The 20,472-nt window shown below is 70.9% G+C and carries 28 protein-coding genes; 23 read left to right on the top strand and 5 right to left on the bottom strand.

Going from position 1 to position 20,472, the window contains the following annotated elements; all coding sequences use genetic code 11:
• The first annotated feature begins 35 nt into the window (after window positions 1-35).
• From ACFU6I_RS08275 to ACFU6I_RS08295, 5 genes are all read left to right on the top strand, one after another.
• Window positions 36-725: a DUF2993 domain-containing protein gene (locus tag ACFU6I_RS08275; protein ID WP_384362967.1), complete on the top strand. Its 690-nt coding sequence runs from the start codon at window positions 36-38 to the stop codon at window positions 723-725.
• Between the two features lie 216 nt (window positions 726-941).
• Window positions 942-1,049: a putative leader peptide gene (locus tag ACFU6I_RS08280; RefSeq protein ID WP_351392369.1), complete on the top strand. Its 108-nt coding sequence runs from the start codon at window positions 942-944 to the stop codon at window positions 1,047-1,049.
• Between the two features lie 143 nt (window positions 1,050-1,192).
• A complete protein-coding gene (locus ACFU6I_RS08285; RefSeq protein ID WP_384362969.1) occupies window positions 1,193-2,038 on the top strand; it encodes a sulfurtransferase in 846 nt (281 codons plus the stop codon).
• 49 nt (window positions 2,039-2,087) lie between these two features.
• Window positions 2,088-2,375: a DUF1416 domain-containing protein gene (locus ACFU6I_RS08290; RefSeq protein ID WP_018490348.1), complete on the top strand. Its 288-nt coding sequence runs from the start codon at window positions 2,088-2,090 to the stop codon at window positions 2,373-2,375.
• 146 nt (window positions 2,376-2,521) lie between these two features.
• Entirely contained in the window at window positions 2,522-2,782 is a 261-nt protein-coding gene (locus tag ACFU6I_RS08295) for a DUF3099 domain-containing protein (RefSeq protein ID WP_345512414.1), read from the top strand.
• A 31-nt stretch (window positions 2,783-2,813) separates the two neighbouring features.
• Here ACFU6I_RS08295 and ACFU6I_RS08300 read toward each other — a convergent pair whose 3' ends face one another.
• Window positions 2,814-3,176, bottom strand: a complete 363-nt coding sequence (locus tag ACFU6I_RS08300; RefSeq protein WP_345512413.1) for a DsrE family protein — start codon at window positions 3,174-3,176, stop codon at window positions 2,814-2,816.
• A gap of 106 nt (window positions 3,177-3,282) precedes the next feature.
• Here ACFU6I_RS08300 and ACFU6I_RS08305 point away from each other — a divergent pair, with 106 nt between their 5' ends.
• The 6 genes from ACFU6I_RS08305 to ACFU6I_RS08330 all read left to right on the top strand — a co-directional run bounded on the left by ACFU6I_RS08305 (window position 3,283) and on the right by ACFU6I_RS08330 (window position 8,241).
• Window positions 3,283-4,167, top strand: a complete 885-nt coding sequence (locus ACFU6I_RS08305) for a hypothetical protein (protein ID WP_384362971.1) — start codon at window positions 3,283-3,285, stop codon at window positions 4,165-4,167.
• On the top strand, window positions 4,164-4,946 hold the full coding sequence (locus ACFU6I_RS08310; RefSeq protein ID WP_384362973.1) for a hypothetical protein: 783 nt from the start codon (window positions 4,164-4,166) through the stop codon (window positions 4,944-4,946). Before ACFU6I_RS08305 ends, ACFU6I_RS08310 begins: the two co-directional genes overlap by 4 nt.
• On the top strand, window positions 4,943-5,854 hold the full coding sequence (locus ACFU6I_RS08315) for a hypothetical protein (protein WP_384362974.1): 912 nt from the start codon (window positions 4,943-4,945) through the stop codon (window positions 5,852-5,854). Before ACFU6I_RS08310 ends, ACFU6I_RS08315 begins: the two co-directional genes overlap by 4 nt.
• A gap of 280 nt (window positions 5,855-6,134) precedes the next feature.
• Window positions 6,135-6,707 carry an FABP family protein gene (locus tag ACFU6I_RS08320; protein ID WP_345512408.1) on the top strand — a complete coding sequence of 191 codons (573 nt, stop codon included), beginning with the start codon at window positions 6,135-6,137 and terminating at the stop codon, window positions 6,705-6,707.
• A gap of 64 nt (window positions 6,708-6,771) precedes the next feature.
• The gene (locus ACFU6I_RS08325) at window positions 6,772-7,254 is read left to right on the top strand and encodes a Fur family transcriptional regulator (RefSeq protein WP_384362976.1); all 483 of its coding nucleotides are present in this window, start codon (window positions 6,772-6,774) and stop codon (window positions 7,252-7,254) included.
• A 21-nt stretch (window positions 7,255-7,275) separates the two neighbouring features.
• Complete coding sequence (locus ACFU6I_RS08330) at window positions 7,276-8,241, top strand: YgfZ/GcvT domain-containing protein (RefSeq protein WP_384362978.1); 966 nt, start codon at window positions 7,276-7,278, stop codon at window positions 8,239-8,241.
• Window positions 8,242-8,287: 46 nt separating this feature from the next.
• On the opposite strand, the gene dtd is transcribed toward ACFU6I_RS08330, so the two are convergent.
• Window positions 8,288-8,737, bottom strand: coding sequence for a D-aminoacyl-tRNA deacylase (gene dtd / locus ACFU6I_RS08335; protein WP_384362980.1), 450 nt, complete (start codon window positions 8,735-8,737; stop codon window positions 8,288-8,290).
• A 117-nt stretch (window positions 8,738-8,854) separates the two neighbouring features.
• Between dtd and ACFU6I_RS08340 the strand changes: the two genes are divergently transcribed.
• From ACFU6I_RS08340 to ACFU6I_RS08355, 4 genes are all read left to right on the top strand, one after another.
• Window positions 8,855-9,475, top strand: coding sequence for an ABC transporter substrate-binding protein (locus ACFU6I_RS08340; RefSeq protein WP_384362982.1), 621 nt, complete (start codon window positions 8,855-8,857; stop codon window positions 9,473-9,475).
• A 50-nt stretch (window positions 9,476-9,525) separates the two neighbouring features.
• Entirely contained in the window at window positions 9,526-10,500 is a 975-nt protein-coding gene (locus ACFU6I_RS08345) for an asparaginase (protein ID WP_384362984.1), read from the top strand.
• Window positions 10,501-10,571: 71 nt separating this feature from the next.
• On the top strand, window positions 10,572-11,822 hold the full coding sequence (locus ACFU6I_RS08350) for a GNAT family N-acetyltransferase (protein WP_384362986.1): 1,251 nt from the start codon (window positions 10,572-10,574) through the stop codon (window positions 11,820-11,822).
• Between the two features lie 114 nt (window positions 11,823-11,936).
• The gene (locus ACFU6I_RS08355; protein ID WP_384362988.1) at window positions 11,937-12,788 is read left to right on the top strand and encodes a TetR/AcrR family transcriptional regulator; all 852 of its coding nucleotides are present in this window, start codon (window positions 11,937-11,939) and stop codon (window positions 12,786-12,788) included.
• Here ACFU6I_RS08355 and ACFU6I_RS08360 read toward each other — a convergent pair.
• Window positions 12,769-13,755, bottom strand: a complete 987-nt coding sequence (locus ACFU6I_RS08360) for a zinc-binding dehydrogenase (protein ID WP_384363086.1) — start codon at window positions 13,753-13,755, stop codon at window positions 12,769-12,771. The two genes, ACFU6I_RS08355 and ACFU6I_RS08360, sit on opposite strands and share 20 nt — an antisense overlap.
• 104 nt (window positions 13,756-13,859) lie before the next feature.
• Here ACFU6I_RS08360 and ACFU6I_RS08365 point away from each other — a divergent pair, with 104 nt between their 5' ends.
• Entirely contained in the window at window positions 13,860-14,510 is a 651-nt protein-coding gene (locus tag ACFU6I_RS08365; RefSeq protein WP_384362990.1) for a TetR family transcriptional regulator, read from the top strand.
• Between the two features lie 93 nt (window positions 14,511-14,603).
• Here the strand turns inward: ACFU6I_RS08365 and ACFU6I_RS08370 are convergent, their stop codons facing one another.
• Window positions 14,604-15,212 (bottom strand): hypothetical protein, encoded by a 609-nt coding sequence (locus tag ACFU6I_RS08370; RefSeq protein ID WP_384362992.1) that lies wholly within the window; start codon window positions 15,210-15,212, stop codon window positions 14,604-14,606.
• A gap of 52 nt (window positions 15,213-15,264) precedes the next feature.
• Between ACFU6I_RS08370 and ACFU6I_RS08375 the strand changes: the two genes are divergently transcribed.
• Window positions 15,265-15,393, top strand: a complete 129-nt coding sequence (locus tag ACFU6I_RS08375; protein WP_384362994.1) for a hypothetical protein — start codon at window positions 15,265-15,267, stop codon at window positions 15,391-15,393.
• A 14-nt stretch (window positions 15,394-15,407) separates the two neighbouring features.
• Here ACFU6I_RS08375 and ACFU6I_RS08380 read toward each other — a convergent pair whose 3' ends face one another.
• A complete protein-coding gene (locus tag ACFU6I_RS08380) occupies window positions 15,408-16,175 on the bottom strand; it encodes an SDR family oxidoreductase (protein WP_384362996.1) in 768 nt (255 codons plus the stop codon).
• 104 nt (window positions 16,176-16,279) lie between these two features.
• On the opposite strand from ACFU6I_RS08380, the gene ACFU6I_RS08385 reads away from it, so the two are divergent.
• The 6 genes from ACFU6I_RS08385 to ACFU6I_RS08410 all read left to right on the top strand — a co-directional run bounded on the left by ACFU6I_RS08385 (window position 16,280) and on the right by ACFU6I_RS08410 (window position 20,421).
• Complete coding sequence (locus ACFU6I_RS08385) at window positions 16,280-17,164, top strand: sigma-70 family RNA polymerase sigma factor (protein WP_384362998.1); 885 nt, start codon at window positions 16,280-16,282, stop codon at window positions 17,162-17,164.
• A gap of 409 nt (window positions 17,165-17,573) precedes the next feature.
• Window positions 17,574-18,008, top strand: coding sequence for a helix-turn-helix domain-containing protein (locus tag ACFU6I_RS08390; protein ID WP_384363000.1), 435 nt, complete (start codon window positions 17,574-17,576; stop codon window positions 18,006-18,008).
• Between the two features lie 10 nt (window positions 18,009-18,018).
• Entirely contained in the window at window positions 18,019-18,435 is a 417-nt protein-coding gene (locus ACFU6I_RS08395) for a VOC family protein (RefSeq protein WP_345512391.1), read from the top strand.
• Between the two features lie 298 nt (window positions 18,436-18,733).
• Window positions 18,734-19,144 (top strand): VOC family protein, encoded by a 411-nt coding sequence (locus ACFU6I_RS08400; protein WP_384363002.1) that lies wholly within the window; start codon window positions 18,734-18,736, stop codon window positions 19,142-19,144.
• A 183-nt stretch (window positions 19,145-19,327) separates the two neighbouring features.
• Complete coding sequence (locus ACFU6I_RS08405; RefSeq protein ID WP_384363004.1) at window positions 19,328-19,792, top strand: helix-turn-helix transcriptional regulator; 465 nt, start codon at window positions 19,328-19,330, stop codon at window positions 19,790-19,792.
• Window positions 19,793-19,797: 5 nt separating this feature from the next.
• A complete protein-coding gene (locus ACFU6I_RS08410) occupies window positions 19,798-20,421 on the top strand; it encodes a glyoxalase (protein ID WP_384363006.1) in 624 nt (207 codons plus the stop codon).
• The last annotated feature ends 51 nt before the right edge of the window (window positions 20,422-20,472 follow it).

Genomic DNA, 20,472 nt, shown 5'->3' on the forward strand with positions numbered 1-20,472 from the left:
TCCGGGCGGACGGCAGGGCGGGGGGAAGAACGGGCATGCGTGCACTGCGAATACTGCTGGTCGTCGCGGTGGTCCTGGGCGGCATCTTCATCGTCGTCGACCGGGCCGCGGTGTACTTCGTCGAGTCCGAGGCCGCGGGCCGGATCGAGGTCAGCGGGGGCACGGTCGACTCGACGGACGTCTCCATCAAGGGTTTCCCCTTTCTGACCCAGGTCGCCGGATCGGCACTCGACCAGGTCGACATCGAGCTCACCGGCATCGAGACCGCCGCCGGTGGGCGCAGGGTCCGGATCAGCGAGATGAAGGCCGAACTCCACGACGTCACGCTGGCCGACGGCTTCGCCGCCGCCACCGCCGCCCGGGCCACGGGCACGGCGACCGTCTCGTACGAGGACCTGACGCACGCGGCCGACGACGGCGTCGTCGTCGAGTACGGCGGGAACGGCAAGGTGAAGGTGACCGGCGCCGTCGACATCCTCGGCCGCACCCTCACGCGCAGCGTGACCTCCACCGTCACCCTCGTCGACGGCCGCACCGTGCGGGTGCACGCGGACAAGGTGCCGGGCGAGGGCATTCCCGGACTCGAAGGCCTGGTGCGCAGGAAGACCGACTTCGAGCGGGAGATCGGCGCCCTGCCGAGCGGGCTCAAGCTGCAACGGATCGAGCCGACGAAGGACGGTCTGGAGATCTCGGTGACGGGATCGGACATCCGGCTCGCGGGATAGATGAACCGCGTGCAGGCTGGGTAGGACGTTCCACAGCCGCTGCGCCACATAGTGAGACGGACTCGTCCGACCCGCAGATGACTGAACGGCGCGCTTCGCCCGGCGCCGGTCCGGGCGACACCGCAATCCGTCAACTGTCCCAAACTACGGACGATCGTGTCTCACGATGCGACATGGCGGTGACATGTCCGCCCGCACGTCCCTACGATCGGTCCCATGCAGTGCTCTATCAGCGGTCTCCGTCAGCGGGGCCAGGCGGATCTCACGAAGCGGCGGGCAGTAGACCTGTGCCGCGTCGCCGCCATGCTCTGTCGCACTGTCTGAGCGGGATCGTCGCATCCCGCGTTCACCCGGCCCTTCGACCACTGTCAGGGCCCATTCCCGTGCACGTGTGTCCGCGCAGAAACGCGCCCCGTACATCCGCACCCCGCACCATCTCGCCGCAGACTGCCCCGGAGGAGAACAGAATGAGCCGCAGTGACGTCCTCGTAGACGCCGACTGGGTCGAAGCCCACATCGACGACCCGAAGGTTGCTCTTGTCGAGGTCGACGAGGACACCTCGGCGTACGAGAAGAACCACATCAAGAACGCGATCCGGATCGACTGGACCAAGGACCTCCAGGACCCGGTCCGCCGTGACTTCATCGACCAGGCCGGCTTCGAGAAGCTCCTGTCCGAGAAGGGCATCGGCAACGACACCACGGTCGTGCTCTACGGCGGCAACAACAACTGGTTCGCGTCCTACGCGTTCTGGTACTTCAAGCTCTACGGTCACCAGGATGTCCGCCTGCTCGACGGCGGCCGCAAGAAGTGGGAGCTCGACTCCCGCGACCTGGTCGACGGCGACCAGATCCCGTCCCGCCCGGCCACCCAGTACAAGGCCCAGGCCCAGGACCAGTCGATCCGCGCCTACCGCGACGACGTCGTGGCAGCGATCGGCAGCCAGAACCTGGTCGACGTCCGTTCGCCCGACGAGTTCAGCGGCAAGCTGCTCGCCCCGGCGCACCTCCCGCAGGAGCAGTCGCAGCGTCCGGGTCACGTCCCGACCGCGCGCAACATCCCGTGGTCGAAGAACGCCAACGACGACGGCACCTTCAAGTCGGACGACGAGCTCAAGGCCCTCTACGAGGACGAGCAGGTCGACCTGTCGAAGGACACCATCGCGTACTGCCGCATCGGTGAGCGCTCGGCCCTGACCTGGTTCGTGCTGCACCAGCTGCTCGGCCAGGAGAACGTCAAGAACTACGACGGCTCGTGGACCGAGTACGGCTCCCTCGTCGGCGTGCCGATCGAGCTCGGCGCCAACAAGTAACTCCGCGCGACCTGGACCACCCCGACCCCGACCAGAAGGACAGAACACCATGTGTGGAGCAAAGGCCGGCGGCCCCGACGCTTCGACGATCAAGCCCGGTGAGACCACGATCCAGGGCAGCGTGACCCGCGACGGCGAGCCGGTGACCGGTTACGTCCGTCTGCTGGACTCGACCGGCGAGTTCACCGCCGAGGTCCCGACCTCGGCGACCGGACAGTTCCGTTTCTACGCGGCCGAGGGCACCTGGACGCTGCGCGCCCTCGTCCCGGGCGGCAGCGCCGACCGCACGGTCGTCGCGCAGACCGGCGGCCTCTCCGAGGTGGCCATCGCCGTCTGATCCGCGGCACAGATCGGCCGGAGGGCCGTACCCCAGGGGGTTGGACGCCTTCTGAACCGGGGTACGGCCCTTCGCGCCGTCCACAGGGTGTGCGCGGGCCCGTTCGTGCCCGGCGCACGGGCCGGGATCGGGCCTACGCTTGAGCTATGTACGCCCGGCGCCGTCGCCGCTACTTCCTGATGATGGGCGGATGCATCGTCCTTTTCGTCTCCGCCTGGGCCTTCGTGCGGCTGTGGTCGGTGCCCGTCGCCGTCGGAATGTGCGTGGTCGCCATGGTCATCCCGCCCGTCGCGGCGATGGTCGCCAACCGGCGGGGGCCGGAGGACCGTTGGTGGGACGATCCGTCCGGCGACCCGAAGTCGGACGAGTGGTGGGACGAGCTCGACGGCAAGAAGCGCCGCCAGTAGCGCAACTGTCCGCCGTCGCCGGGAAGAACCGTCAGTAGACGAGGGCCTGGACGCCGTCCGCCATGACCTCGCTGACGAAGATCTGGGCGCCCGCGATCCGTACACCTTCCAATACGTCGTCCTCGGTGATGTCGCGCCGCGCCGCGCACTGGGTGCAGAGGGTGATCAGGCCGCCCGCCTGAATCGACTCGATCAGGTCCGGCAGCGGTGCGGCGTGCGGAAGTTCGAACTCGGCGGCGCGGCCCGGCAGGGCGAACCAGGAGGATTCGCCGGTCAGCCAGAGCGAGACCTCCACGCCGCTGGCGACGGCGACGGCCGCCACCGTGAATGCCTGCGAGCAGCGCTCGGGGGAGTCGGCACCTGCGGTCACCTTGATCACGAGCTTCTTCTGCATATGCCGAACTGTAATCGTCGGCCGCGCAACCTCACCCCACTGCCATGGGTCAGTTGGGTGCGCAGGTAACGGAATCTGCGCCCGAGGTCTCGTGGGGGGACCCATTTTGGAACCGAAAGACACCATTCCTGGCGGGGCGGCCGAGCCTCCCGTGCAGGTCGAGGTGGCGGTCCAGGCCGTAGAGCCGCCCGCAGCACCACCCGCAGTCGTTCCCGATCCTGTTGTCGGCCCCGAGCCAGGTCCCGTTCCGGCACCGGTCAGGCCGCGGCCCCGTGGCCGTACGACTCTGCTGATCGCCGCTGCCGCGGTGCTCGGGATCGCCGGTGGCACCGCCGTCGGTTACGGCGTGCAGGCCGACCGCGCCCCGACCCCGCTGCCCGCCCTGTCGCAGCCGAACCTGGCCTACCCGGCCAAGGCGCTGCCTGCGGACCAGGTCCCGGACCCGCTGCCCGTGTCGCAGGACCGGCAGCGGAAGACGGACGGCGACCTGCGCGAGCTGCTCGTCAGCAAGCCCTCGGGGGCGCGCAACACCGGGTTCTTGTTCCCGGCCAAGGGCTGGATGTCCCTGGACGCGTACGCGCGGGAGTTCAAGAGCGAGGACTACATGTTCGAAACGCTCGCGGAGGCCGACGTCCGCCGGATCGCGGCCGCCGACTGGCTGCAGGGGCGGCACCGCGATGTGAGTATCCGCCTCGTGCAGTTCCGCTCCGGTGCGGAGCTCGGGGCGTCCGACCATGCGAACGATCAGCTGGGTTACATGCCCTACGCCAAGGACGGCGCGGGCAACGAGGGCGATCCGATCAAGGGCAGCGGCAACGGCCGCTACTTCCTGTACAAGGCGGTGAACAAGCCGGGTTACCTGCCCGTCTACCAGGCGCGGGCCATCGCCCAGCGCGGCGACGTCATGTTCGACATCAATATCTTCGACACCGCGCCGATCAGCAAGAAGGACATCCGAACCCTGGCCGAGCGACAGCTGGAGCGGCTGTGAACGACGACGTGACACCCGACACCGCCCCGCCCGCCCCGAAGGGCCGGGCCCGGCGCGTGGTGCTCGCCGCGCTCCCCGCGGTCCTGGTCCTCGGCGCAGTCGGCGGTGCCGCCGCCTACACCAAGGTCACCGTGGACAGCGCCGACCGCACGGTCACCACCGAGGTCTGGGGCGGGGGCGCGCACAAGCCCGCGAAGGACCCCGCCGGGGACGTCGGCCGGGGCAGGGCCGACACCGAGCTCAGCAAGCTGCTGCTGCCGGTCCCGAAGGGCTACCGTCTCGGCCCGGACATGGGCGACTACGGAAACGACGACGAGATCAGCGGCAAGAAGGCCACGGCCCAGATGAAGGAGAGCGGCCGGGGGATCGCGGGCAAGCAGCGCCGCGAACGGGACCGGCGCATCGACCGGCTCCACCTCCAGGGCATCGCGCAGCGCTCGTACACCTCGGACGACAGCGATCTGACGGTCGAGATCCAGATCGTGAAGATGAAGGACAAGAGGGCCGTCCATGACCTGTACGGCTTCCAGACGGAGCTGATGGACACCTACGGCGACTTCCGTGCGGGGCCGAAGATCGAGGGCCACAAGAAGGCCAGGTGCTTCCGGGAGCCCGTGCGGACCAAGGTGAAGCTCGACGGCCTGTCCTGCCTCGCGTACGACGGGGAGCTGTTCCTCACCGTCGACGCCTACGGCACCAAGCCGTTCAGCGCGTCCGACGTCGCCGATCTCGTGAAGGACCAGCTCGACCACATCGAGTCCCCGGGGGAGTACGTATGACCGAGCAGACGGCGACGCCGACCGCCGCGACCGAGGAGCCCGCTGTCCCGGAGCAGGAGCTTCCGCCGACGGGAGCGGAGCCCGTAGCGGCCGCCGAGCCCCCGGCGGCCCCCGAGCAGGCACTTCCGGTGGCGGAGCCCGTACCTGCTCCGAAGCCGTCCCGACGCGTCCTGCGGGCCGTCGCCCGCTGGACCGCCGCCGTGCTGGTGCTCGGCGGTCTCGGCACCGGTACGGCCCTCGGCATCACCTCGATGGAGCGCACCGACGTACCGGGCCTGGCCACCGAGGGCGACGGACGCTGGGACTACCCGGAGCTCAGCCTGCCCGCGCTGCCGGCCGGTTCGCCGCGCCCGTTCAACGAGGCCAATGTCGCCGAGGTCCACCACGCCGACCTGCGGAAGCTGCTGATCCCCGCCCCGGCCGGAGCAACGGCGGACAAGAAGCTGACGGGCGGCTGGGTGAGCACGGCGCAGTTCGTCGGCGAGTTCCGCAAGGACAAGCGCGGCGAGCTCACGCAGCTGCTCGACGACTCGGCCCTGCGCCACATCGCGGCGCGCGGCTGGACCATGCCGGACGGCACGAGGTCCAGGGTCTATCTGCTGCAGTTCAACTCGACGGCGTACGCCCAGGGGCTCCGGGACGACACCTATGTGAGCAGCACCCCGGGCATACCGCTCGACTGGCCGACGGACCTGCAGATGGACGAGAGCTGGAACGGCGGCAAGGTGCCGGAGACCGTGGTCTACGCGTTCGGCGAGACGAAGACCGGGAAGGGACGGATCCACGAGGCCTACATCCAGGCCGGTGACACGCTCGCCCTGGTCATCCACTCGCAGCAGGGCGAAAAGATCGCCGAGCAGATCCCGTTCCGGCAGACACTGATCCTGCAGAACCAACTGCTGGGCTGATCCGCACGCCGGGGAGCCCCGCTTCCCCGGCACGCCCCGAACCGTCGCGCCGGGCCCCTACCCATTAGGCTGGGGCTCGGCCCCGTACTGCCGCCATACCGCTCGTTATCGCTCGTCCGAGGAGCTCCCGTGCTTGAGGCATTCTTCTCCACCCTGCTGGTCCTGGTCTGCGTCGGTGTTCTCGCCTTCGCCGGCCTGACCGTGAAGAAGCTGTACCAGGGCCAGCGCTGACCCGAGTCCGCACCACTCACCACTCCCTCACAGATCGTCTGAGCCGCTCATGATCGAGATCCCGTCCGACCTCCACCCGGACCTCGTCCCGCTTGCCTTCCTGCTCGGCAACTGGGCGGGCGCGGGCGTGTCCGACTTCCCGGGCGCCGAGAAGTGCAACTTCGGCCAGGAAGTCACCTTCAGCCACGACGGCCGGGACTTCCTGGAGTACGTCTCGCACTCCTGGGTGCTCGACGCCGAGGGCAACAAGGTCAAGCCGCTGGAGACCGAGTCCGGCTACTGGCGCATCGACAAGGACCGCAAGGTCGAGGTCGTCATGGTCCGCGACCAGGGCGTCATCGAGATCTGGTACGGCGAGCTCGCCCACCAGAAGCCGCAGATCGACCTGGTCACCGACGCGGTGGCCCGGACCGCGGCCTCCGGCCCGTACAACGGTGGCAAGCGCCTCTACGGCTATGTGAACAGCGACCTGATGTGGGTCGGCGAGAAGGCCACCCCCGACGTGGAGCTGCGCCCGTACATGTCGGCGCACCTGAAGAAGGTCGTCACCCCGGAAGAGGTCGAGGCGATGGCGAAGAGCCTCGGCGACCTGCCGGACGACGGCATCGCGTTCTTCAAGTAGCCGCACGCATCCAGGTACGCGCACGATCTGCGGTCAGGTGCTCACCCGGTCCTACACTGGGCCTGTGGTGAGCACCGACTGGAAGACCGATCTTCGGCAGCGCGGCTATCGGCTGACGCCGCAGCGGCAGCTTGTCCTGGAAGCCGTCGACACGCTGGAACACGCGACGCCCGACGACATCCTCGCCGAGGTGCGCAGGACGGCGTCCGGTGTGAACATCTCGACCGTCTACCGGACCCTGGAGCTCCTGGAGGAGCTCCAGCTGGTCAGCCATGCCCATCTGGGGCACGGCGCGCCGACGTACCACCTGGCCGACCGCCACCACCACATCCATCTGGTCTGCCGGGACTGCGCGGACGTCATCGAGGCCGATGTCGATGTCGTCGCCGAATTCACCGCGAAGCTGCGGGACAGCTTCGGCTTCGAGACCGACATGAAGCACTTCGCGATCTTCGGCCGCTGCTCCGGCTGCACGGCGAAGAAGGCGGACGGTGAGCCGGGCGATCGTGCGGCCGATCGGCCCCGGCCGCCCGCTTCCGCGCAGTAGACCGAGTCGTACGCTGGTCGCATGAAGAGCCCCCTGCTGTCCCTGCCCGGCGCCGTCCCCGCCGAGGGCTGCGACGAAGGCGTCGCCGCGCACTACGGCGACCTGTTCCGCGAGCAGCGAGCCCTCGCCGACGGCACCGGCCTCGTCGACCTCTCGCACCGCGGCGTCGTCACCGTCACCGGAAGCGACCGGCTGGCCTGGCTGCACCTGCTGATCACCCAGCACGTCAGCGAACTCGCCCCGGGAGAGGCCACCGAGGCGCTGATCCTCACCGCGCACGGGCACATCGAGCACGCCCTCTATCTCGTCGACGACGGCGAGACGGTGTGGATGCACGTCGAACCGGACACCCAGGGCGACCTGATCGCCTATCTGGAGTCGATGAAGTTCTTCTACCGGGTGGATGTCGCCGACCGCACCGAGGACTTCGCCGTCGTGCACCTTCCGGCCGGCTCCATCGCGGAGGTCCCCGAGGGCATCGTCGTACGGGAGGCTCCGCACGGCCGTGACCTGTTCCTGCCCCGCGCCGACCTGGAGACCTACGCCGCCGAGAACGGTCCGGTGGCCGGCATCCTGGCCTACGAGGCGCTGCGCGTCGAGGCTCACCGCCCCCGGCTCGGCTTCGAGACCGACCACCGCACCATCCCGCACGAGCTGGGCTGGATCGGCACCGCCGTTCACCTCCAGAAGGGCTGCTACCGCGGTCAGGAGACCGTGGCCCGGGTGCAGAACCTCGGGAAGCCGCCGCGTCGGCTGGTCTTCCTGCACCTGGACGGCAGCGACGTGATCCTGCCCGGGCACGGCACTCCGGTGCGGCTCGCAGCGGACGGGGCGGAGGGACGTCAGCTCGGCTTCATCACGACGTCCGCCCGCCACCACGAGCTGGGACCGATCGCGCTGGCACTGGTCAAGCGCAACGTGGCGGTGGACGCGGAACTACTCGCGGGGGACACCGCGGCGGCCCAGGAGACGGTCGTCGAGCCGTAGATCTGCTACGCGCGGCCGTCTACGGACGCGCACGGCCGAACCCGGCTCAGACCTCGATCAGTACGGTGAACGGGCCATGGTTCGTGAGCGAGACCCGCATGTCCGCTCCGAACCGGCCCGTCTCCACCTGCGCGCCCAGCGCCCGTAGCTGCGCGACCACCTCGTCGACCAGCGGTTCGGCGATCTCGCCGGGCGCCGCGGCGTTCCAGGTGGGCCTGCGCCCCTTCCGGGCGTCCCCGTAGAGAGTGAACTGCGAAATCACCAAAAGCGGCGCATTCACATCGGAGCAGGACTTCTCGCCCTCCAGAATGCGCACCGACCAGAGCTTGCGGGCGAGCTGCGCCGCCTTCTCCGCGGTGTCCCCGTGGGTGACTCCGACCAGCACACACAGCCCCTCGCCGACGATTTCGCCGACCACCTCGGGCCCGTTTCCGTTGCCCGCGCCGTCGGCCACCGTGACGCTCGCGCCGTCCACTCTCTGTACCACTGCACGCATACAGACCAACCTATCTTGGGCTGAACGGGTACAGAGCACCTGCGTAGGCACGGTGTGGGGTGGCACCATGCACGGAAGGCGGTGTGCCGACGCACCGGTCGAGGGGATGGACAGAGCATGAGTACATATGGAGCCGGGCAATCCCCCGGTGTCGTACCGGTCACGCGCGCCGTCGCCGGTACCAGTACTAGCACCAGCACCATGCGCCCGCCCGTGCAACGGACCGGTCACTGCCTCGACGACGGCCTGCCCGGGCCCTCGCAGCCGGAGCTGGGCACCCTGCGCCTGCCGGAACTGCGCGCGCTGCGTCGTGACGCGCAGCGCGATGAGGCAGACCTCAGTTACGTACGCCGTCTGGTCCAGGGGCGGATCGACATCCTGCGGGCCGAGCTGGCCCGCCGCCGGGACCCCGAGGCACCGGTCGTGGACCGGCTCTCCGAGATCCTCGCCGACACCCCGTCGCGGCACCGCTCGTCCGCCCGGCACGTGACGCTGACCACGCCGCGGAGCGACGAGTTCCGCCGGCTGGCCGCCGAGACACTCGCCGAGGTCGAACTCTCCGACCTCGACGCCCGTACCGACGAAGAGCTGCACACCGCGATGGGACGGCTCGTCCGCTACGAACAACAGGTCTCCCGCCGCCGTCACCGGCTGCAGTGCACCGCGGACGATTGCAGTGCGGAGATCGCCCGCAGGTACCGTGACGGGGAAGCACAAGTAGACGACCTGCTCGCCTGAAGCGATCCTTCCGGGGCAGGTCCCTCGCACAACCCCGGAAGGCCGCCACGATGAGCTCCACACCCTTCATATCCCCGGCGGCCCCCGCGCTGCCCGTTCTGGCCGAGGTCGTACGGTCCGGCTTCGTCGAGGGCCACCACCGGGGCTCGCTGGTCGTGCTGGCCGCCGACGGCAGTGTGGAGCAGGCGCTGGGGGACCCGGCCGCGGCGGTCTTCCCGCGCTCCTCGAACAAGCCGATGCAGGCCGCCGCCGTGCTGCGGGCCGGGCTCGACCTCTCCGGTGAACGACTGGCCCTGGCCGCCGCGAGCCACTCGGGCGAGGGGTTCCACCTCGATCTCGTACGCAAGATGCTCGCCGAGCACGGACTGACGCCGGACGATCTGCAGACCCCGCCCGATCTGCCGCTGGACCCGCAGGAGGCGGAGACCTATCTCGCCGCGGGCGGCGTCCGCGAGCGGATCACCATGAACTGCTCCGGCAAGCACGCGGCGATGCTCGCGGTGTGTGCACGCAACGGCTGGGACCAGGCGACCTATCTGGACCCCGCCCACCCGCTCCAGCAGCTGGTCCACCGGGTGGTCGAGGAAGCGGCGGGCGAGCCGGTCACGGCAGTGGGTACGGACGGCTGCGGGGCCCCGCTGATGGCGATCAGCCTGGTCGGTCTGGCGCGGGCGTTCCGCTCGTTCGTGCTGGCCGGGGAGGGCACCGCGGAGCGCCGGGTGGCGGATGCGATGCGCACCCACCCGGAGTACGTCGCGGGCACCCGGCGCCCCGACACGTGGCTGATGCGCGAAGTGCCGGGCACGCTCTCCAAGATGGGTGCGGAGGCGGTCCAGGCGGTGGCGCTGGCGGACGGCCGGGCGGTGGCATTCAAGATCGCCGACGGCGGCGGACGGGCGCTCGGCCCGGTGCTGGCCAGGGCACTGGAGCTGCTCGGCGTCGACGGGCCGGTGGTGGACCGGATCGGCCGGGCGCCGCTGATGGGCGGCGGCGCGGAAGTGGGCGTGATCCGGGCGGCGTTCTGACCGTCCGGGTCTCCCCGGGAGCCCGGAAAACCTGGCGACATCCCCCGTCCCGTATGCCTAGCGTGGGGCGCATGAGTCCTGAGGTCCGTACCGTCACCGCGTCCGAGTTCCCCAGTTGGCTGAGCGCCGTGAACACCGGCTTTCTGCGGCCGCCGACGGTGACGGACGGGGAGGTCGCGAGCCGCCTCCCGCACACGGATCTGGCCCGTACCCAAGGGGTGTTCGACGACGGGCGGTGCGTGGCGTCGTTCCGGTCCTTCGCGCAGGAGCTGACGGTCGTCGGCGGCGCCACGGTGCCGTCCGACGCGGTCACCAACGTCACGGTGTCGCCCACGCACCGCCGGCGCGGGCTGCTCAGCCGGATGATGGCCACGGACCTGGCGGCGGCGAAGGAGCGCGGCGACGTCGTCGCGACGCTGATCGCCGCGGAGTACCCGATCTACGGGCGGTACGGGTTCGGCCCGGCCACCTGGACCACCGAGTGGGAGATCGACATCCCCCGGGCCGGCCTGGACCCGCGCTGGTCGGGCCCGTCCGCGGCGGACGGCGGCCGGATCGACCTGGTGGACGGCGCCGAGGTGCGCAAGCTCGGCCCCGCCCTGCACGACCGGCTGCGCGCCAGGCAGCACGGCGTGGTCAGTCGCGGAGACCGCTGGTGGCAGCTGAACACCGGCGAGGACGTGCCGGTGCCGGGGTCATGGACGGAACCGTTCCACGCGGTGTACCGCAACGCGGACGGCGAGGTCGACGGCCTGCTCGTCTACCGCGCCGACGACAAGTGGGGCGATGCGAAGCAGCCGCTGAACCGGGCGTCCGTCGTCGGTCTGATCGCCGAGACCCCGGCGGCGGAACGGGCGCTGTGGCACTTCGTCTGCTCGATCGACTGGGTCACCACGGTCCGCTCCGGCTACCGTGCCCCCGACGACCTGCTCCCCCTCCTCCTCCCGGACCCGCGCGCGGCCCGCACCGTCACGCAGGCGGACTGGATGTGGGTGCGGGTCCTGGATGTCGTACGAGCCCTGGAGGCGCGCACCTACGCCGTCCCGGCCACCCTGACCCTGGACGTCCGCGACCCGGCCGGCCTCGCCGGCGGCCGCTTCCGCCTGGAGGCCTCCCCGGACGGCGCGTCCTGCACGCCGACCGCGGAGAGCGCCGATCTGGCCCTGGACGTGCGGGAGCTGGGGACGCTCTACCTCGGCGACGAATCGGTACTCCGGCTCGCGGCGCTGGGCCGGATCGACGAACTCACGCCGGGCGCGGCGGCGGTGGCGGACCGGGTCTTCCGGGCGGGGCGGCGCGCCTGGTGCCCGGATGTGTTCTGACCGCGTGCCACGTATGCCCTCCTAGGATGGATCCAAGGGCGGATCTCCGCTCCGGGCGGGGGACGTCGCCGGCCCGGGGGCCGCGGTCCGGGGGCGGCGCGGGAGGTGGTTCAGGTGACTGGAACATACGGTTCGTCGGGCGGTACGGGCCTGCCGGCCAGCATCGAAGCCGCCTGGGGGTTGCGGGAGCGCCCGGTCAAGGGACCGAAGCCCGGCCTGAGTCTGGCCCGCATCGTGGACGCCGCGGTGGCGGTGGCCGAGTCCGAGGGGCTCGGCGCGGTCTCGATGGGGCGGGTCGCGAAGGATCTCGGCGCCTCGACGATGTCGCTCTACCGCTATGTATCGGCCAAGGACGAGCTCTACGTCCTGATGCAGGAGGCGGCCCTGGGGCCGCCGCCCCCGCTGCCCGCGCTGGAGAGCGGCGCGGGCTGGCGGGAGGCGCTCCGGCAGTGGGCCTGGGCGCAGCGCGAGGTGTTCCACCGCAATCTGTGGATGCTCCGTATCCCGGTCGTGGGTCCGCCGGCCAGCCCCAACAGTCTCGCCTGGTGGGAGCAGGGCCTCCAGGCGCTCGACGGCACCGGTCTCAGCGAGAGGGAGGGGGTCTCCGTGATCCTTCTCGTCGCCGGTTTCGTGCGGAACGAGGCGCTGCTGAGAGGGGACCTCGCCGCCGCCGTCGAGGCGCGGGGCGTCTCACCACAGGAAGTGATGAACGGGTACGCGCGGACACTGGACCGGCTGATCGACCCCGCGAGGCACCCGGCACTCTCGCGGCTGCTGGCGTCCGGGGTGCTGGGCACGCCGGACGATCCGGACGACGAGTTCGCATTCGGACTGGATCGGGTGCTGGACGGGGTCGAGGTCCTGCTGCGGGGCCGGCCCGGGCGGGCGGAGCCCGGACCGGGCAGGGGCGCGGGCATGGATGCGGCGTTTCCGGATCCCCGGCCCGTCACGCCTTCCGCGTGCTGAGCAGCACCTTGCCGAGCAGACCGCGCCCCTCGATCGCCGCATGCGCCTGCGCCGCCTGCTCCAACGGGTAGACCTGCCCGATCACCGGGCGCAGCCGCCCGGCCGCAGCCTCGGCCAGTGCGTGTCCGGCCAGGCGTACGTGCTCCGCGTCCGTCAGCTGCACATCCGCGATGGAGCGCAGCGAGACCGAGCGCCGCGCAGCCTCCTCGGTATCGATCCTGGCGAAAGTGCCGGTCGGCGCCCCGTGGGCGGAGAAGCGGCCGCCGTCGGCGACCAGCGCGAAAGCTGCCGCGCCCATCATGCCTCCGACGCCGTCCAGAACCACGTCCGCAGGGCCGCCGGCCTTCTCCAGGGCCGCACGGGCGTGCTCCGCCCACTCCGCGTCCGCGCCGTCGACCACGTCATCGGCGCCCAGCTCCCGTACCAGTTCCGTCTTCCGCTTGCCTCGCGCCACCGCGACGACGTGCGCACCGGCCGCGTGCACCAGCTGGACGAGCAGGGTGCCCATGCCGCCGGAGGCCCCGAGGACCAGCACGCGTTCGCCGGGTTCGGGGGCGGTCGCCTCCAGCAGCGCGGCGGCGGTCACCCCGTCGTGGATCAGGGCGGCGGCCTCGCGCAGCCCGAGCCCGTCGGGCACCGGTACCAGGTGGTCCGCGGGGGTCACGGCCTGCTCGGCGTAGCCGCCCGCGAAGCCGAGGGAGGCGACGACCCGGCGGCCGGTCCAACGCGCGTCGACGCCCGCGCCGACCGTACGGACCGTGCCGGCGATCCCGCCGCCCGGCACGTACGGCGGGACGACCGGGAAGTAGTCGCGGAACGCGCCCGACCGGATCTGGGTCTCCACGAAGAGCGTGTCAACGTCACTCACGTCGATCACCACCTCGTCGGGCCCCGCCACCGGGTCGGGCCGCTCGGCCGGAACCAGTACCTCCGGACCGCCCAGCTCCCTGACCAGCGCCACACGCATGCGGATCACGCCTCTCCTTGTTCGGGCGGCCGGCCGTCCGGTGCCCGTCCTCCCACTCTCGGACGTCAAGTCCGGTTGAGGTCAAGGGCGTACGCTTCGTGGTCATGAACGGAGAGAAGGCCCGACCCGGGACCGCGGCCGAGCCGCTGATCAGCCTGCGGGAGCGGAAGAAGCAGCTGACGTACCAGGCGGTTTCCGATGCCGCGATCGCGATGTTCCTGGAGAGGGGCTTCGACAAGGTCTCGGTGGCGGAGGTGGCGGCCGCCGCCGACATCTCCAAGCCCACGCTGTTCCGGTACTTCCCGGCCAAGGAGGACCTGGCACTGCACCGGTTCGCCGACCACGAGGACGAGGCGGCGCGGGTGGTCGCGGCCCGCCCGGAGGGCGAATCGCCGCTGGACGCCCTGCACCGCCACCTCCTCGACGGCCTGGAGCGGCGCGACCCGGTGACGGGGCTCTGCGATGCGCCCGAGGTGCTGGCGTTCCACCGGATGCTGTACGGGACGCCGTCGCTGGTGGCCCGCATGTACGGCTACCAGAGCCGCTCGGAGGCGGCGCTCGCGCGTGCGCTGGGCGACGGGATGCGGGACCGGCTGGCGGCGGGGCAGATCATTGCCGTGCAACGGATCCTGGCGCTGGAGAACTGGCGGCGGATCGATGCCGGGGAGAGCGCGGACGAGGTGTACGGGGACGCGGTGCGGGCGGCCGAACTCGCCTTCGTGCAGCTGAGGTCGGGGATCGAGGGGGACCGGTAGGGCGGGGGCCCCGCGCGGCCCGTCCGGCCGGTCCGGCTCGTCCGGCTCGTCCGGCTCGGGCAAGGGGGGCGTCCCCGGGGTGCAGTGGCGGCGTCAGCCGAGCGGGGAGGCGTGCCCCGGCCGGCACCCGGAAGGAACGCTGTTGCCGCTGATGTCGAAATCCCCGCAGGTGAGAAAGACGTGGTTGAACTTGCCGAGGGCGTAGGCCAGTCCGCCGACGATCACGACGACACCGACGACCGTCCGGCGCTGGCGGTCGGTGAGTTCCGTCTCCCCGAACAGCAGGAGCTGCAGCAGCACCCAGGCCAGCAGCGGGGTGCCGATGATGCTGATGATGCCGCCCGCCAGGAAGAGCGTCTCTCCCGGCCAACTGCCTCTGCGAGGCACGATGGCGGCGATGACGAGCCACACGGTGGGCAGGGCCAGGCAGGACCAGTACACCCAGCCGTGATGCTGCCGACGCGTGGGCACCAACAGGCCGGTCAGTATCACGGCGGTCGACACCGACCAGAGGGTGAGCATCTGGTCGTAGAAGATGACGTTGTAGGCGCCGAGCGTGAAGGCGGGCTCCCAGACCGCCAGCGCTCCACCGCCCGCGATCACGGCGGTCTTCGGTACCACCTGGCCGACGCTGCTCCGGCTGAGGGGCGCGGGCCGTGCGCCTCCGCTCGCGCCTGCGGAGCGGGTGGCGTCGTCATCCATGGGAACCCCTCTCCGAAATAGGATATTTCCGTACACATTACTCAGGACGAGGGTGGGCGTCCGGCTGACGAACACGGTCGGAAGCGACGTGCTGTCCGTGGTCGTCGGCGGCACCCACTCACCCGAACTGCGCCTGAGGATCGACACGCTCCTGTCCGCCCTCGCCGCGACGGCGCTCTGAGCGTCCGCCGGGAGTCAGCCCACCTGCTCCGCCAGGAAGTCCTCCCAGGTCCGCGCACCCACGGAAGTCCTCTTGCCGAGCGACAGGTTCTCGCCCGCCCGGTACGCGAGCCCGGCCTTCCCCGGCACCCGGACCGGCATCATCAGCCGGTGCTTGCCGCGCAACTGCAGATATCCGCGGCTCAGTTCGGCCACTCCGTACACGTTCGGCCCGGCCAGGTCGGGCACCAGGCCGGCCGGCTTGCCGAGCGTCAGCTCCACGAGCCGGGCCGCCACCTCGCGCGCGTCGACCGGCTGGAACCGGAGTCCGCCGGGCACCGGTATCACCGGCAGCTTCGTCATCTTCTCCACGACGGTCAGGACCAGGTTGTTGAACTGGGCGGCACGCAGCGTGGTCCAGGGAAGGCCCGAGTCGGCCACGGCCTGCTCAGCGCCCAGCTTGGACCTGAAGTAGCCGATCGGCATCCGGTCCGCCCCGATGACCGAGATGTACACGAGGTGCTGGACTCCGGCTCGCGATGCGGCCCGCACCAGGTTCCGGGTCGCCTCGTCGTCTCCCTTGGGACCGCCCGCGAGGTGCAGGACCGTTCCGGCCCCGGCCACCGCGGACTCGACGCCTTCGTCCTTGAGCAGGTCGCCGGTCACGTACTCGACGCCGTCCCCGGACTTGTGGCTGTGCCGGCTGAGGACCCGTACGTGACACCCGGCGTCCCGCAGGAGCGGTACGACGAGGCGGCCGAGCGTGCCCGTGCCGCCGGTGACCAGAAGAGGTGAGGTGGTCATGGTCGTCTCCAATTCGTTCGTCCGGGAGCCGATCTCCCGGACACAATCAGCGGGGTTCTGCGGGTCTGTTGATATGACCCGCCATGGGGAAGGAATGTGACCGGATGGACGAGCACTCAGGGCTGACGGAGCGTTTCGAGGGGGACCGGACCCGTCTGCGAGCCGTGGCGTACCGAATGCTCGGCTCGGTGAGCGAGGCCGATGACGCCGTTCAGGAAACCTGGTTGCGCCTCCATCGCACCGACGTCAGCGGCGTCGAGAACCTCAGCGGGTGGCTGACGACGGTGACGGCACGGGTGTGTCTGAACATGCTGCGGGCGCGCGAGTCCCGCCGCGAGGATCCCCTCGCGGCGCTCGTGCCCGAAACCGGCGTGGACCGGGAGGACGGGCGCGACCCCGAGGAGGAGGCGCTGCTCGCGGACTCGGTCGGACTGGCGCTCCTGGTAGTGCTCGACACACTGACGCCGGCCGAGCGAATCGCCTTTGTGCTGCACGACCTGTTCGCCGTGCCCTTCGACGAGATCGGCCCGATGATCGAGCGTTCCCCCACAGCGGCCAGACAGCTTGCGAGCCGCGCCCGCCGCCGGGTCAAGGGGGCCACCCCGGTGCCCGAAGCGGACCTGGCCCGCCAGCGTCACGTGGTCGACGCCTTCCTCGCTGCCACCCGCGGCGGAGACTTCGACGCACTGGTCCGGCTGCTCCATCCGGACGTCGTCCTCCGTGCCGACCCGGCGGTCGTGCCGACCCCCGAACCGATCGTCGTCCGCGGCGCCCGCACCGTCGCCCAGGGCGCGATGGCCGCCATGGGCCGGGCCCGGTTCACCCAGCCCGGGCTGGTCGATGGCGCGGTGGGTCTCATCATGGCCCCGCTCGGCCGCCTGGCCCTGGTGCTCGGCTTCACGGTGACGGCGGACGGGATCACCGAGATCGACGTGATCGCGGACCGGGGCCGCCTCAGCCAGGTCGATATCGCCGTGCTCGACGCCTGATCCGATGTCCATGCCCGGTGCCGCACCGAGTCGCCCGCGCGAGATGCGGGAACGGCGACGGCGCCGGGCCGGGCACGCCGGGGACGGGCGGGGCCGCTGTGCCGCGGACGGCGGTCGGCGGTCCTGCCGGGCCGGGTCGCGGTGGACAGCCCTTAGGGGAGAAGCGCTCCCGCTCGGGCCTCGCAGGCTTCCGCGTGACGGGCCCGTTACGACACCTGGGACACATGCCGGTGGCGGGTCGCGGGCCGATGCGGCTGGGTCACCTGGCGACGGTTCGGCGTGCGGCCCGGGCCGCTGATCAAGGCGGAGCATCTCGAGCTCCGCGGCGGCTGCGGAGGTGGCGTGGGCCCGCGGCCCCTTTTCGCCGGACGGCCCGGACGCACCGGCCTGTCGGCCTTAAGCTGGCCCGGTGACGCTTGAGGACCTCGTACGGCTGCGCCGCGCCCGGGACACGATGGACCGCGACTATGCGGAGCCCCTCGACGTCCCGGCGCTGGCGCGCGTCGCCCTCATGTCGCCCGGACACTTCTCCCGCAGTTTCCGGGCCGCCTTCGGGGAGACGCCGTACAGCTACCTGATGACGCGCCGTGTCGAGCGGGCCAAGGCACTGCTGCGGCGGGGCGACCTGAGCGTGACGGAGGTCTGCTTCGCAGTCGGCTGTACATCGCTGGGGTCGTTCAGCTCGCGCTTCACCGAGCTGGTCGGCGAGAGCCCGAGCGCGTACCGGGCCCGCAGCCACGACGAGGGCGCGGCCATCCCGGCCTGTGTCGCCAAGATCCATACGCGACCGGTCAGGAACGCGCCGGCCAGGAGCGGAGAAGCGGAAACCGCCGCCCGCCCGTAGCGTCGAAGGCATGAACATCAAGCTTTCCCAGTGCTTCATCGCGGTCGACGACCATGACAAGGCGCTCGCCTTCTACCGCGACGTTCTCGGCCTGGAGGTACGCAACGACGTGGCGTTCGAGGGGATGCGCTGGGTGACCGTCGGCTCACCCGCGCAGCCGGACGTGGAGATCGTCCTCGAACCTCCGGCCGCGAACCCGAACGCCTCGCCGGCCGACAAGCGGGTGATGGCCGAGCTGCTGGCCAAGGGCATGCTGCGCGGCGTGATCTTCTCCACCGACGACTGCGACGCCACTTTCGAGCGCATCCGGGCCGCGGGCGGCGAGGTGCTCCAGGAGCCGGTCGACCAGCCCTACGGCGTCCGCGACTGTGCCTTCCGCGACCCGGCCGGCAATCTGCTGCGCTTCAACCAGCCGCGCGGTCGGTGACATCCGCGCGCCCTGGAGCGCGCTTCGGCTCCTGCCGTCTCCGGTGTCACGTTCCGACGGCCGGAAGGCGCGAGCGCGACCACCCGCGCTCGCATCCGGCGCCTTGGCTCGCGGTCTCCGCCCATCCGCGCCTCCGCGCCGGACGGCCCGGGTCGCGCGCCCCGACCCCGCTGCGCCCGCTCGTGACTGCCCACGCGGGAAACCTGGGTGACGCGGCGTCAGGAGGCGTGCGACAGGTGGCAGGACGGATCAGGAATCGAGAAGCGTCGGGCACCGAGCCGCAGCTACCGTGACGGCCATGGACATCACCATTCACACGGCCTCCCTTCCGCATGACGACCCGGACGCCGCTCTGACCTTCTACCGCGACACCCTCGGCTTCGAGGTCCGCAGCGATGTCGGACACGGCAAGATGCGCTGGATCACGGTCGGCCCCGTCGATCAGCCCGGCACTTCCATCCTCCTGGCGCCGCCGGCCGCCGACCCCGGGGTCACCGAGGACGAGCGCCGCACCATCGTCGAGATGATGGCCAAGGGCACCTACGGCTGGATCCTGCTGGCCACCCGGGACCTCGACGGCACCTTCGAGAAGGTGCAGGCCGCCGACGCCGAGGTCGTCCAGGAGCCGACCGATCAGCCCTACGGCGTTCGCGACTGCGCCTTCCGCGATCCCGCGGGCAACCTGATCCGCATCCAAGAGCTTCGCTGAGCCGTTCGACAACCGATCTGCTCCCGGTGGCCGGCGTCTCAACCACTGCGAAGAATGCGGCGGTCGGCGCTTTGGTGCTCCCACGTCCCGGCGAGTCGACCACCGGCCCCCACCTGGCCGCCGTCCGCTCCACCCTCAGCCTGTACCCAGGTGTTCGCACACATGGATGAAAGGAGTTCTCTCATGTGTCATCCCGCGTGGATGCGCGCACTCACCGCTGCGCAGCGCCTGAGCGACCTCGCGCGACTGCGCCGCGTCCGCGACCGGATCGACCGGGAGTACGCGCAGCCGCTCAACGTCGAGGTGCTTGCCCGCGGCGCGAACATGTCGGCCGGACACCTCAGCCGGCAGTTCCGGCTCGCCTACGGCGAGTCGCCGTACGCCTATCTGATGACGCGTCGCATCGAGCGCGCGACGGCGCTGCTGCGGCGCGGCGACCTCAGCGTCACCGAGGTCTGCTTCGCGGTCGGCTGCTCATCGCTGGGCACTTTCAGCACCCGCTTCACCGAGCTGGTCGGCATGGCGCCCAGCGTCTACCGGCGCCGCGCGGCGGGCGCTGCGGCGGGCATGCCGTCGTGCGTGACGAAACAGGTGACCAGACCGGTCAGGAATCGAGAAGCACCGGCGGTCGAGCCGCAACTAGCGTGACGGACATGACCTCCATCGAATCCGTCACCCTCGAGGTGGCCGACCCCACGGCCGCCAACCGCTTCTACACCGCCTTCGGTTTGGGCACTCAGCTGCGCCTGCGGGCCTCGGAGGCGCCGACGACCGGCTTCCGTGGGTTCGCGCTGTCGCTCACGGTGTCCCAGCCGGCCACCGTCAACGGCTTCATCGGCGCCGCCCTCGACGCCGGTGCCACGCCGCTGAAGCCTGCCTCGAAGTCGCTCTGGGGCTACGGCGGTGTCGTACAGGCCCCGGACGGGACGATCTGGAAGGTCGCCACGTCGGCGAGGAAGGACACCGGCCCGGCCACCAGGGAGATCGAGCAGATCGTGCTCCTGCTGGGAGCCGCGGACGTGGCGGCGAGCAAGCAGTTCTACGTCGACCGCGGCCTCGCCGTGGCGAAGAGCTTCGGCCGCAAGTACGTCGAGTTCGCGGCTTCGTCGTGTCCCGTCAAGCTGGCGCTGTACGGGCGCCGCGCCCTCGCCAAGGACGTCGGCGTTCCTGCCGACGGCACCGGATCGCACCGGCTCATGCTCGGCAGCGATGCCGGGTCTTTCACCGACCCGGACGGGTTCGCCTGGGAGGCCGCGTCGTCGGCACCCACGCCCTGATCCGTCACTGCCGGGGGCCGGGGGCCGGGGGCCGGGGGCTGTCGCCGTCGT

The sequence above is a fragment of the Streptomyces sp. NPDC057486 genome (assembly GCF_042802415.1).
Taxonomy (GTDB): domain Bacteria; phylum Actinomycetota; class Actinomycetes; order Streptomycetales; family Streptomycetaceae; genus Streptomyces; species Streptomyces yanii.